The organism is Pectobacterium atrosepticum, from assembly GCA_019056595.1.
In the GTDB taxonomy this organism is placed as follows: domain Bacteria; phylum Pseudomonadota; class Gammaproteobacteria; order Enterobacterales; family Enterobacteriaceae; genus Pectobacterium; species Pectobacterium atrosepticum.
The window spans coordinates 3,474,553-3,486,967 of record CP036163.1; the positions used below are offsets into that span (position 1 = coordinate 3,474,553).

Sequence of the window (12,415 nt, forward strand, 5' to 3'; positions counted from 1 at the left end):
GCATATCGGCAAGACGAAACTGATTGCGCCGATTGTACTTGAAAAATGAGAGAGATAAACGGCAGTTCATACGTTGTATTCTTTTTCTTCACATCCGTTGATTATGCACTTGTCATCCTCAGTATTTTTGCGTAGAATTCGCGCCCTATTATGAATATTTATAGCGCGCTCTGAAACCTATTAACGGGTGCGCGGAAAGCGGAGTTTTATATGTACGCAGTTTTCCAAAGTGGTGGTAAACAACACCGAGTAAGCGAAGGGCAAACCGTTCGCTTGGAAAAGCTGGACATCGCAACTGGTGAAGCCGTTGAGTTTGACCTAGTTCTGATGGTTGCCAACGGTGAAGAAATCAAAATCGGCGTTCCTTACGTTGATGGCGGTAAAATCAAAGCTGAAGTTGTTGCTCATGGTCGTGGCGAAAAAGTGAAGATCGTTAAGTTCCGTCGCCGTAAACACTACCGTAAGCAAGCAGGCCATCGTCAGTGGTTCACTGACGTGAAAATTACCGGCATCAGCGCTTAAGACTAGGAGAGCGGATTAAATGGCACACAAGAAAGCTGGCGGTTCAACCCGTAACGGTCGTGACTCTAACGCACAACGTCTGGGCGTAAAACGTTTTGGCGGCGAAAGTGTATTGGCTGGTAACATCATCGTTCGTCAACGTGGCACCAAATTCCACGCAGGAACTAATGTTGGCTGCGGGAAAGACCATACTCTGTTTGCTTTGACTGACGGTAAAGTTCAGTTTGAAGTTAAAGGCCCAAAAAACCGTAAATTTATCAGCATCGTTGCTGAATAATTTTTCGCGTTAGGTCTTACGGATTTAAGCCCCGCAATTCTTTGCGGGGCTTTTTACATTCTGATTCTGAGTAAACCATCTGGATAAGTATGAATACTAAACAACAGACGGGTATCGGTCTCTGTCTGGCGCTTACCACGGCTGTTTGTTGGGGGGCGTTGCCGATAGCCATGAAACAGGTTCTGGTAGTTATGGAGCCTTCTACTATTGTTTGGTATCGCTTTCTTATCGCGTCGATTGGACTCGGCATTATTCTGTCATCCCGTAAGAAGTTACCGCCAATGCGAGTTTTCCGTCATCGGCGTTGGTGGGTTCTGCTGCTGATTGCGACGGCGGGCTTATTAGGTAATTTTGTTTTCTTTAGCTCGTCTCTGCAATATCTGAGTCCGACAGCGTCTCAGGTTATTGGACAGCTTTCCCCAGTTGGTATGATGTTCGCCAGCGTACTAATCCTTAAGGAAAAGATGCGTGGCACGCAGATCATTGGGGCAATCATGCTGATCTGTGGTCTGATTTTATTCTTTAATACCAGCCTGATTGAGATTTTTACCCGGTTAACAGACTACACGCTGGGTGTACTGCTCGGCGTTTGCGCATCGGCAGTATGGGTATCTTATGGTGTAGCGCAGAAAGTCCTGTTACGGCGTCTGACATCGCAGCAGATTCTGTTTCTGCTCTATGTTCTGTGTGTTGTCTTTATCACGCCTTTTGCCAAGCCTGACGTTATTTTCCAGCTTAGCGGGTGGCAGTTTATCTGCCTACTATTCTGCGGCGCGAATACATTGATTGGGTATGGCGCGCTAGCGGAGGCGATGGCTCGCTGGCAAGCGTCACAGGTTAGCGCGGTTATTACCTTGACGCCGCTGTTTACACTGTTGTTTTCTGATTTACTTGCGTTGGGGTGGCCGAGTTTTTTCGCTGCGCCGGTGCTGAACTGGATTGGCTATTTTGGCGCGTTTGTCGTTGTTGCTGGTGCTATGTTTTCCGCTATCGGACACCGTTTCCTCCCCGGAAAAAAAGAACCAGTACCACCATTGATGGCGCAAAAGTAGATTAAGAAAAGCGTATTGCGGCAGGTCACTGCCATCTTTTGACATTTTGCATGCGTTGTTTATTTTTAATACAGATGAAATTATTGAGGCAGGCAGGTACAATCCTGCTCCTTTGCTGGAATGCGTTCTAGTGCGTCAGTTTTTTAATGGTGAGTAGAAATACGCTACATGCCTTAAAATCAAAAAGTTACGCCAAAGAGAACCAATAACAAGCCTAAAACACGTAGATATTCTCTATTGGTTTTTTGCGGAGAGAATCAATGAAGTTTGTAGATGAAGCCACAATTCTGATTGTGGCGGGCGATGGCGGTAACGGTTGTATCAGCTTTCGCCGTGAAAAATATATTCCCAACGGTGGTCCAGATGGCGGCGACGGTGGTGACGGCGGCGATGTCTATCTGCTGGCAGACGAAAATCTGAACACGCTGATCGACTATCGTTTTGAAAAATCCTTCCGTGCTGAGCGTGGACAAAACGGGCAAAGCCGCGACTGTACGGGTAAACGCGGCAAAGATATTACGATTAAAGTCCCTGTTGGTACCCGTGTTCTTGATCAGGGAACCGGCGAAGTGCTGGGCGATATGACACGTCATCAACAGAGCCTGATGGTCGGGAAAGGCGGTTGGCATGGTTTGGGCAACTCGCGTTTTAAATCGTCCGTCAACCGTGCTCCCCGTCAGAAAACCAACGGTACGAAGGGCGAAGAACGTGAGTTGACGCTGGAGCTGTTGCTGCTGGCTGACGTGGGGATGCTTGGCCTGCCTAATGCGGGTAAATCTACCTTTATTCGTGCGGTATCTGCGGCGAAGCCGAAAGTAGCCGATTATCCGTTTACTACGCTGGTGCCTAGCCTTGGCGTGGTCCGTATGGATAGTGAGCAGAGCTTTGTTGTGGCGGATATCCCCGGTTTGATCGAAGGGGCATCCGACGGTGCTGGACTGGGAATTCGTTTCCTGAAGCACCTTGAGCGCTGCCGTGTGCTGCTACATTTGGTTGATCTGGCGCCGATCGATGAGTCAAATCCGATTGAAAATGCCAAAGTTATTATCAACGAGTTAGAGCAGTATGGCGCTGGTTTGGCAGAAAAACCGCGTTGGCTGGTTTTCAACAAAGTTGATTTGATCGACAAGGCTGAAGCAGAAAAACGCGCTAAAGAGATTGCGGCTGCGCTTGGCTGGGACGATAAATACTATCTGATCTCTGCGGCAAACCGTGAAGGCGTCAACCCACTTTGCTGGGATGTGATGAACTTCCTGAAAGCCAATCCGAAAATGATGGCTATTGCTGAAAGTGCGCCGGAAAAAGTTGAGTTCATGTGGGATGATTATCACCGTGAACAACTGGCTGAAGTAGAAAAAGAAGCCGAAGAAGAGTGGGATGATGACTGGGACGATGAAGACGATGAAGGCGTTGAGATTATCTACCAAAAATAATTCATTCTTCTGCTAGTCAATTTTCGCCTATCACGGCCTTACCCTGTCAGGGTAAGGCCGTATTCTTATATTAGTTGCTCTGATAAATGTCTTTGTAGAGACGGCTTTCAAATCTCACCAGAGGGACGCGACGTGCGCGCTGGTCTTCTGGCGGTACGGCATAGCCAGACAGGAACTGGACAAATGCCATACGCTGGCCGCTCGCGGTGGTAATGAACCCCGCCAGATTGTATACGCCCTGTAACGCCCCAGTTTTAGCCGAAACTTTGCCGTCAACGCCAGCTTCATGCAGGCCGCCACGATAGCGTAGCGTGCCGTCATAGCCGGAAAGTGGGAGCATCGTGATGTAATTCAGCTCATTATCATGCTGCGCGATGTACTGTAATACCTGCATCATCGTTTCCGGTGAAATCAGGTTGTGCCGTGACAGACCTGAACCATCCACAACAATACTGTTTCCTAAATCTACACCCGCCTTCTGCCTCAGGATCTGACGCACAGCATCGGCACCTGCACGCCATGTGCCTGGCACGCTAAAGCGCTCATGCCCAATGGTACGAAAAACCGTATCGGCAATCATGTTGTCCGATTTTTTCAGCATGATAGTGAGCAGGTCGTGTAGCGGAGGCGATTGTGTCTGGGTTAGCACAGTCCCGGCTGGCCCCGGCTGCGTCTGGCGGCGCAAACTACCTTTAATGCGGATATCCGCCTGCTGAAGTTCATCTTTAACGATAGCGCCAGCATAGCTAGCCCCATCCTGAATCGCGAACGCCAACGGAAGTGGTTCTGTTCGCTGGGTTAGGCAGCCAGTGAGCGTAAAGCGATTCAATTCTCCGGGGACCACGTCCAGTTCGCAGTACTGGGCATCGGTAGATCCTTTAGCCAGCGTGCGCACCTCGCTGAACATCTGTACCGGATAATAGGATGCAACGCGGATAAAGGCGTTATCACCCGCTTTAGGCGCGCTGTAGAGTGAGACGGAAAAGCAGTTACGATCGACAATTGCAGCGCCCGGCGGGGCACTGAAACACTGTGTCATGTCGTTCCAAGGCCAGCCTGGTGCTTTGTCGTGACTGGCAAAAACGGAGGTATCGATTAGCACATCGCCTGCGATTTCCCGTATTCCTCGTTTCCTTAATTCCTGCACCATATTCCGTATTTGTTGGCGCTTCAGGGTCGGGTCACCGCTAAACCGTACGATCAGGTTGCCGTTTAGCAGGCTGCCGGTAACTGGGCCATGACTTTCCATCGTAGTGATGAATCGATAATCCGGACCCAATTGCAGTAATGCAGCTAATGCGGTTATCACCTTTTGCGTACTGGCAGGAAGCGCCATTTGCTGGCTATTGAAGGCCATGCTGGGTGTTGTTGCGCCAACTTTTTGTACCAATAACGCCAAATTGGCGCCATCAGGCAAATATTGACGATGATCTTCAACAGAAGCTGCATTGGCATGCAGAACAAAAGCGCAGGCAAGTCCGGTAACAATCGATGAAAAACGCATAATCTCAGCTAAGAACGGGGTAACGTGTGGTCATACTACGGCGCAATAAGGTCTAAAGTAAACGATGACCCTCATTGAACTCTGGGGTAAAATACGTATCAAAATGCAAAACCGCTGCTAGCCTGGATATTTTGTTCTGGGGCTGGTTGCTTTTGTTTTATGTCCAGTGAGGACTGGCACGTTGCAGAGACTCCGTCGCCTTTGATTTTTAGCGCGTCAGGATGACGATTATTTGAGTCTTACGGACTTTTTTAGAGGTATAGACAATATGAAACAATATCCGATGACGTTGCGTGGTGCTGAAAAATTGCGCGAAGAGCTTGATCATCTGAAATCTGTGCGCCGACCTGAGATTATTACGGCGATTGCGGAAGCACGTGAGCACGGCGATCTGAAAGAAAATGCAGAATATCATGCTGCACGTGAGCAGCAGGGTTTCTGCGAAGGGCGTATTCAAGACATTGAAGCCAAACTGTCTAACGCGCAGATTATCGATGTTACGAAAATGGCCGCTAACAACGGGCGTGTCATTTTTGGTGCAACCGTGGCGGTGATGAATCTGGATAGCGAGGAAGAGCAAACCTACCGGATTGTTGGCGATGACGAAGCGGATTTTAAGCAAAATCTGATTTCTGTTAACTCTCCGATCGCGCGTGGCCTGATCGGTAAAGAACAAGATGATGTCGTTGTCATCCGTACGCCGGGCGGCGACGTGGAATACGAAGTACTGAAGGTCGAATATCTATAAATTTACCATTTTGTTGATTAAAACAGCAAAAATTGTAAAGAAAAGAAAAAGGCCGCTTGCGGCCTTTTCTCTAACCGAGAGGCATGGCACCTTTCCGTTAAAGCTGAGTATCCTGAAATAAAAAGTGTTATCGTGGTAACACAATTTTACGTTCTTTCGCAGGGCGGTAGAGCACCAGCGTATGGCCGATGACCTGTACGTTAGCGGCACCCGTTTCACGAACAATCGCTTCAACAATCAAGGCTTTGGTTTCGCGATCTTCTGTCGCTACTTTTATCTTGATCAGTTCGTGATGCGCTAATGCTTGTTCGATCTCAGCCAGAACACCTTCGGTGAGACCGTTATTACCTAGCATGACAACCGGTTTTAGCGGATGTGCCAAGCCTTTCAGGTGTTGTTTTTGTTTATTACTTAGGTTCATTGTCTTTTTTACTTAGGTTGGGATTGAAAACGGTTCATTCTACCGCCATCTCATGATTATAACCAATTTGACTGTTCTGATTGGTAATATGTGAGAAGTTTCTTCCCCACCACGAGCGTGTTACTGAGAATAGTTGGAAAATCGATGGCGAATAAAAAGCGTTCTGCAAGCTCCAGTCGCTGGTTGCAGGAACACTTTAGCGATAAATATGTGCTGCAGGCCCAGAAAAAAGGCCTGCGCTCACGTGCTTGGTTTAAACTTGACGAAATACAGCAGAGCGACAAACTGTTTAAACCCGGCATGACAGTTGTGGATTTAGGCGCAGCACCTGGTGGTTGGTCACAATATGTGGTCACGCAAATTGGTGGAAAGGGTCGAATTATCGCGTGTGATATTTTACCGATGGATCCGATTGTTGGCGTCGATTTCCTGCAAGGGGACTTTCGTGATGAACTGGTCCTCAAAGCCTTGCTCGAAAGAGTTGGCGATAGCAAAGTTCAGGTGGTGATGTCTGACATGGCCCCTAACATGAGTGGTACACCAGCTGTTGATATTCCGAAATCGATGTATCTGGTTGAATTAGCACTTGGTATGTGTCGGGATGTATTAGCGCCAGGCGGAAGTTTCCTGGTGAAAGTGTTTCAGGGAGAAGGCTTTGATGAATACCTGCGGGAAATTCGCTCCCTGTTTACGAAGGTGAAAATTCGTAAACCAGACGCTTCACGTGCCCGGTCTCGTGAAGTGTATATTGTAGCGACAGGGCGCAAACTGTAGTACCCTAACGCTGTTTTTTAACACAGTTGTAATATGAGGTTAATCCCTTGAGTGACATGGCGAAAAACCTAATTCTCTGGTTAGTCATCGCAGTTGTGCTGATGTCTGTTTTCCAGAGCTTTGGGCCCAGCGAGTCGAATGGCCGTAGGGTGGATTATTCAACCTTCTTGACCGAAGTGAATCAGGATCAGGTCCGTGAAGCACGTATTAACGGGCGTGAGATCAGTGTTATCAAAAAAGACAGCAACAGATACACGACTTACATTCCTGTCAATGACCCCAAGCTACTGGATAACCTGCTAACGAAGAACGTGAAAGTCGTTGGTGAACCACCGGAAGAGCCGAGTTTGTTGGCTTCTATCTTTATTTCCTGGTTCCCGATGCTGTTACTGATTGGTGTCTGGATCTTCTTCATGCGTCAAATGCAAGGCGGCGGCGGTAAAGGTGCCATGTCCTTCGGCAAGAGCAAAGCGCGTATGTTGACTGAAGATCAGATCAAGACGACGTTTGCTGATGTAGCCGGTTGCGACGAAGCGAAGGAAGAGGTTAGCGAGCTGGTCGAGTACCTGCGTGAACCTAGCCGTTTCCAGAAACTGGGTGGTAAAATTCCATCAGGCATTTTGATGGTCGGGCCGCCGGGAACCGGTAAAACATTGCTGGCGAAAGCCATTGCCGGTGAAGCGAAAGTGCCTTTCTTTACGATTTCCGGTTCTGACTTCGTTGAAATGTTTGTCGGTGTCGGTGCCTCCCGTGTTCGTGACATGTTCGAACAGGCGAAGAAAGCTGCACCCTGCATCATCTTTATCGATGAAATCGACGCCGTTGGCCGTCAACGTGGCGCAGGTTTAGGCGGTGGTCACGATGAACGTGAACAAACGCTGAACCAAATGCTGGTTGAGATGGACGGCTTTGAAGGCAACGAAGGCATTATTGTTATTGCGGCGACTAACCGTCCCGATGTTCTGGATCCCGCGTTGCTGCGTCCAGGCCGTTTTGACCGTCAGGTTGTTGTTGGTCTGCCGGATGTTCGCGGTCGTGAACAAATTCTGAAAGTCCATATGCGTCGCGTACCGCTATCTCCAGATATGGATGCGTCAGTTATCGCGCGTGGTACGCCAGGCTTCTCTGGTGCGGATTTGGCTAATCTGGTTAACGAAGCTGCATTGTTCGCTGCTCGTGGCAACAAACGTGTTGTTTCGATGGTCGAGTTCGAGAAAGCTAAAGACAAAATCATGATGGGTGCAGAGCGCCGCTCCATGGTAATGACGGAAAAGCAAAAAGAATCGACGGCGTATCATGAAGCCGGACACGCCATCATCGGTCGTCTGGTGCCAGAGCACGATCCGGTACATAAAGTAACGATCATTCCGCGTGGTCGCGCACTAGGCGTAACGTTCTTCCTGCCTGAAGGGGATGCGATCAGCGCTAGCCGTCAGAAGCTGGAAAGCCAGATCTCTACGTTGTACGGCGGTCGACTGGCCGAAGAGATTATTTACGGCGTAGAACATGTCTCTACTGGCGCGTCCAATGACATCAAAGTCGCAACGTCGATTGCCCGTAACATGGTTACGCAGTGGGGCTTTTCTGAAAAACTCGGTCCATTGCTCTATGCGGAAGAAGACGGTGAAGTATTCCTCGGTCGCTCCGTAGCAAAAGCCAAGCACATGTCAGATGAAACGGCACGCATCATCGATCAGGAAGTGAAATCTCTGGTTGAACGTAACTACTTGCGTGCTCGCGAACTGTTGATGGCAAATATGGACATCCTTCATTCAATGAAAGACGCGTTGATGAAGTATGAAACCATTGATGCGCCGCAGATCGATGACCTGATGGGACGTAAGAAAGATGTACGTCCGCCTGCGGGTTGGGAAGAGTCTCGCTCTGACAACGATTCTGGTAACGGTGGTGCACCTAAAGCCCCTACGCCTGTCGATGAGCTGCAAACGCCTAATCCAGATAACACAATGTCTGAGCAAGTGGACGACAAATAATTCGCTCGTGATAGACATCTGTAACGTTACGAAACCCCAGCTCAGGCTGGGGTTTTTTACGAGTAATGTTCTTCAAATCATACTCCATGCTAACTACACCAGAATGCGGAGGTAAAACATGCAACTGGTTGCCAGAGACTCAACGCTGGACCTTTCCTGTCCACACGTCATGGGCATTCTTAATGTTACGCCGGACTCTTTTTCCGATGGCGGCAAGCACAACAAGTTCGATACCGCATTACTGCACGTTCAAGAGATGATTACCGCTGGTGCGACCCTGATCGATATTGGCGGTGAATCGACGCGCCCCGGTGCGGATGAGGTGAGCACAGAAGAAGAGCTGGAACGCGTGGTGCCTGTGATCGAAGCTATTGCTAAACGTTTTGACGTATGGATTTCGGTCGATACTTCAAAACCGGAAGTGATGATGGCATCGGCGCTGGCGGGAGCGCACCTGATTAATGATATCCGCGCTTTGCAAGAGCCTGGTGCTCTGGAGGCTGCGGCGGCAACAGGTTTGCCAGTGTGCCTGATGCACATGCAGGGTATGCCGAGAACCATGCAGCACAAACCTCATTATGATGATCTGATGCAGGACATCGGGAATTTCTTACAACAGCAGATTGAACGCTGTGTGAGCGCAAATATTCCGAAAAGTAAGCTATTGCTGGATCCTGGGTTCGGATTCGGTAAGAATCTTGCCCATAATTACGCGCTTCTGGCTCGCCTGAGCGAGTTACATCGTTTTGAACTGCCGCTTCTGGTTGGCATGTCGAGGAAGTCCATGATTGGACAGCTCCTCAATGTACCGCCTGCACAGCGTGTTCATGGTAGCGTCGCTTGCGCAGTGATCGCTGCGATGCAGGGTGCACAGATTATTCGCGTTCACGATGTTAAAGAAACGGCTGATGCCATGCGCATTGTTGAGGCCACCCTTTCTGCGAAGGAATAAAAACAAGATGAGTAACCGCAAATATTTTGGTACCGATGGTATACGTGGCAAGGTTGGTGATACGCCGATTACACCTGACTTTGTGCTTAAACTGGGTTGGGCTGCTGGGAAAGTGCTAGCGCGACATGGTTCTCGTAAAATTATTATCGGCAAAGATACCCGTATTTCTGGCTATATGTTGGAGTCTGCTCTGGAAGCTGGGCTGGCCGCTGCCGGTTTGTCGGCTTCTTTTACCGGCCCGATGCCTACGCCTGCGGTTGCTTATCTCACTCGAACATTCCGTGCTGAAGCAGGTATCGTTATTTCTGCTTCTCACAATCCTTATTATGACAACGGTATTAAATTCTTCTCGATTGACGGCACAAAGCTACCTGATGACGTGGAGGAAGCCATTGAAGCTGAGATGGAAAAACCGCTGACGTGTGTTGAGTCTTCAGAGTTAGGTAAAGCGAGTCGCATTGTTGACGCTGCCGGGCGCTATATCGAATTTTGTAAGGGGACTTTCCCGGGCGAACTGAGTCTTAATGGCTTAAAGATTGTCGTCGATTGTGCCAATGGCGCTACCTACCATATTGCGCCCAGTGTTTTGCGTGAGCTTGGTGCTAAAGTCATCGCGATTGGCTGTGAGCCGGATGGCATGAATATCAACGAAGAGTGCGGTGCAACGGATGTCAGACAGCTACAGGCTCGCGTGCTGGCTGAAAAGGCGGATGTTGGGCTGGCATTCGACGGCGATGGCGATCGACTCATTATGGTCGACCATTTGGGTAACAAGGTCGATGGCGATCAGATTCTGTATATCATCGCCCGCGAAGGCTTACGTCAGGGACAACTACGCGGCGGTGCGGTAGGTACCCTGATGAGTAACATGGGGCTTGAGGTCGCGTTAAAGCAACTCGGTATCCCGTTTGCTCGTGCCAAGGTGGGCGACCGCTATGTGTTAGAAATGATGCAGACAAAAGGGTGGCGCATTGGTGCGGAAAACTCCGGCCATGTCATCCTGTTAGATAAAACCACGACGGGCGATGGTGTGATTGCCGGTTTGCAAGTACTTACTGCGATAGTGAAAAACCATATGAGTCTGCATGATTTATGCAGCGGTATGAAGTTATTCCCACAGATTCTGGTTAACGTGCGGTTTACGGGTGAAAACGATCCGCTGGAAGACAAAAGTGTGCAGCAGATTACGCAGGATGTAGAAAAAGAGTTGGCCGGACGCGGGCGAGTATTACTGCGTAAATCTGGTACTGAACCACTTATCCGCGTGATGGTTGAAGGTGAACACGAAGAGACAGTAATAGCGCAGGCGAATCGTATTGCTGATGCAGTGAAAGCCGTCAGTTGAGGTTTTTTTGATTCACCAATCAGGTAGATAAGGCTTTCGAGATAGACCTTGTGTCGAAAGCCGCTGTTTTTTTCTGCAATCAACCTGTGGTGACCAAATTACCCTTGCGTACGTTACATCCTTTGGTTAGTATTCAGACCCGCTTGATAAGGGATGTACCATACATCCTGCTTAGCGGAATGACGCGCGGTTTACCGCCAGAATATAGCATCTCCATGAATCATGGGGAAAACGGTTAACGGGTACGACTATGTACGAAGCTCTGTTAGTAATTTTCCTGTTAGTGTCGATCGGGTTAGTTGCCTTGATCATGCTTCAGCAGGGTAAAGGTGCTGATATGGGAGCCTCGTTCGGAGCAGGTGCTTCTGCCACTTTGTTCGGTTCGAGCGGCTCTAGTAATTTCATGACCCGCATGACGGCGATACTGGCGACCCTGTTCTTCATTATCAGTCTTATTCTGGGCAACTTGAGTACGCTGCAGAAAAAAGGCGGTGCATGGGATAACCTGAGCCAGCCAGAAAAAGTCGAGCAGACGACAACGCCTGTTGCGCCTTCAACGCCGGCAAGTGACATTCCGAAGTAAGCGTTTTAAAGCAGTAATTGTGATGCCGTGGTGGTGGAATTGGTAGACACGCTACCTTGAGGTGGTAGTGCCCGATTGGGCTTACGGGTTCAAGTCCCGTCCTCGGTACCAACATAAAAAATAGACGTCGATAGACGTCTATTTTTTTGTCTTTAATTTACTGTCTCAGCCTTACAGGCGCACCAACTGCTTGCCAAAGTGTTTTCTGTCTAATAAGTCGATAAAGGCTTGAGGCGCGTTCTCTATTCCCTCAATAATATTCTCCCGATATTTCAATCGTCCTTTCTCAACGGCATCGAGTAGCCAAATATCGGCTTCCGCATTACTACTTTGGGTTTGGCTATTTTATTCAGGCCAAAATATGCGGAACGTCCCAGTGTTCCTGCTGCCCCAAAAAAAATAGAAGGCGACAACGTCGTCGGCAGTACGCGATGAGTAATAAAATCCTGAGGTGTGCCAACATAGTATTTCTGCCGGCCTGAAAAGGTGAATACGCAGTCTCCAAACTGAAATTTTGGATTTTTCGTTGCTACGATATTACCTATTGTTTCTCCTTAAATAACCTATCCCGGCTTGATAGGGCTAACAAAGGCCGTATTTTGCTGAGTCGAGTGCGTGTGTATTGGTCAATAGATAGCCACTTATTTTCAACTATGTATTCGCCGGATTGTAACGCATTGATCTGGCGCTCTTCGAACCTGAAATTCTCTAACTGGGCTGGGCCATCAGGATGGTGAGCGAGTACGATTAGTTTATTTGTTAACGGGTTCATAATATCCCCTATATTTATCATTCATTACGCATGGCTTG

Annotated in this window: 13 protein-coding genes, 1 tRNA gene and 1 pseudogene; 12 read left to right on the forward strand and 3 right to left on the reverse strand. The window is 48.8% G+C overall.

The features are described from left to right. Positions 1–210: 210 nt before the first annotated feature. From rplU to DCX48_16480, 4 genes are all read left to right on the forward strand, one after another. Positions 211–522, forward strand: coding sequence for a 50S ribosomal protein L21 (rplU, locus tag DCX48_16465; GenBank protein ID QXE15977.1), 312 nt, complete (start codon positions 211–213; stop codon positions 520–522). A 19-nt stretch (positions 523–541) separates the two neighbouring features. Next, on the forward strand, positions 542–799 hold the full coding sequence (locus DCX48_16470; GenBank protein ID QXE15978.1) for a 50S ribosomal protein L27: 258 nt from the start codon (positions 542–544) through the stop codon (positions 797–799). Positions 800–888: 89 nt separating this feature from the next. Beyond that, the gene (locus DCX48_16475) at positions 889–1,851 is read left to right on the forward strand and encodes a DMT family transporter (GenBank protein ID QXE15979.1); all 963 of its coding nucleotides are present in this window, start codon (positions 889–891) and stop codon (positions 1,849–1,851) included. A gap of 260 nt (positions 1,852–2,111) precedes the next feature. After that, complete coding sequence (locus DCX48_16480; GenBank protein ID QXE15980.1) at positions 2,112–3,284, forward strand: GTPase ObgE; 1,173 nt, start codon at positions 2,112–2,114, stop codon at positions 3,282–3,284. A 70-nt stretch (positions 3,285–3,354) separates the two neighbouring features. Here the strand turns inward: DCX48_16480 and DCX48_16485 are convergent, their stop codons facing one another. After that, complete coding sequence (locus DCX48_16485) at positions 3,355–4,788, reverse strand: serine-type D-Ala-D-Ala carboxypeptidase (protein QXE15981.1); 1,434 nt, start codon at positions 4,786–4,788, stop codon at positions 3,355–3,357. Positions 4,789–5,056: 268 nt separating this feature from the next. On the opposite strand from DCX48_16485, the gene greA reads away from it, so the two are divergent. Further along, a complete protein-coding gene (gene greA / locus DCX48_16490; GenBank protein QXE15982.1) occupies positions 5,057–5,536 on the forward strand; it encodes a transcription elongation factor GreA in 480 nt (159 codons plus the stop codon). 127 nt (positions 5,537–5,663) lie between these two features. On the opposite strand, the gene yhbY is transcribed toward greA, so the two are convergent. Then, positions 5,664–5,957, reverse strand: a complete 294-nt coding sequence (gene yhbY, locus DCX48_16495) for a ribosome assembly RNA-binding protein YhbY (protein QXE15983.1) — start codon at positions 5,955–5,957, stop codon at positions 5,664–5,666. Between the two features lie 144 nt (positions 5,958–6,101). Between yhbY and rlmE the strand changes: the two genes are divergently transcribed. The 7 genes from rlmE (at position 6,102) to DCX48_16530 (ending at position 11,716) form a co-directional block, all read left to right on the forward strand. After that, positions 6,102–6,731: a 23S rRNA (uridine(2552)-2'-O)-methyltransferase RlmE gene (gene rlmE / locus DCX48_16500; protein QXE15984.1), complete on the forward strand. Its 630-nt coding sequence runs from the start codon at positions 6,102–6,104 to the stop codon at positions 6,729–6,731. Positions 6,732–6,787: 56 nt separating this feature from the next. After that, positions 6,788–8,725 (forward strand): ATP-dependent zinc metalloprotease FtsH, encoded by a 1,938-nt coding sequence (gene ftsH / locus DCX48_16505; GenBank protein QXE15985.1) that lies wholly within the window; start codon positions 6,788–6,790, stop codon positions 8,723–8,725. A 118-nt stretch (positions 8,726–8,843) separates the two neighbouring features. Then, the gene (locus DCX48_16510) at positions 8,844–9,677 is read left to right on the forward strand and encodes a dihydropteroate synthase (GenBank protein ID QXE15986.1); all 834 of its coding nucleotides are present in this window, start codon (positions 8,844–8,846) and stop codon (positions 9,675–9,677) included. A gap of 7 nt (positions 9,678–9,684) precedes the next feature. Beyond that, a complete protein-coding gene (locus DCX48_16515; GenBank protein QXE15987.1) occupies positions 9,685–11,022 on the forward strand; it encodes a phosphoglucosamine mutase in 1,338 nt (445 codons plus the stop codon). Between the two features lie 41 nt (positions 11,023–11,063). Beyond that, entirely contained in the window at positions 11,064–11,261 is a 198-nt protein-coding gene (locus DCX48_16520; GenBank protein QXE17277.1) for a hypothetical protein, read from the forward strand. 11 nt (positions 11,262–11,272) lie between these two features. Continuing rightward, positions 11,273–11,605, forward strand: a complete 333-nt coding sequence (secG, locus tag DCX48_16525; GenBank protein QXE15988.1) for a preprotein translocase subunit SecG — start codon at positions 11,273–11,275, stop codon at positions 11,603–11,605. Positions 11,606–11,629: 24 nt separating this feature from the next. Beyond that, a tRNA-Leu gene (locus DCX48_16530) sits at positions 11,630–11,716 on the forward strand. 60 nt (positions 11,717–11,776) lie between these two features. Here DCX48_16530 and DCX48_16535 read toward each other — a convergent pair. Then, positions 11,777–12,377 (reverse strand): annotated as a pseudogene (locus DCX48_16535) (hypothetical protein). Positions 12,378–12,415 lie beyond the last annotated feature (38 nt).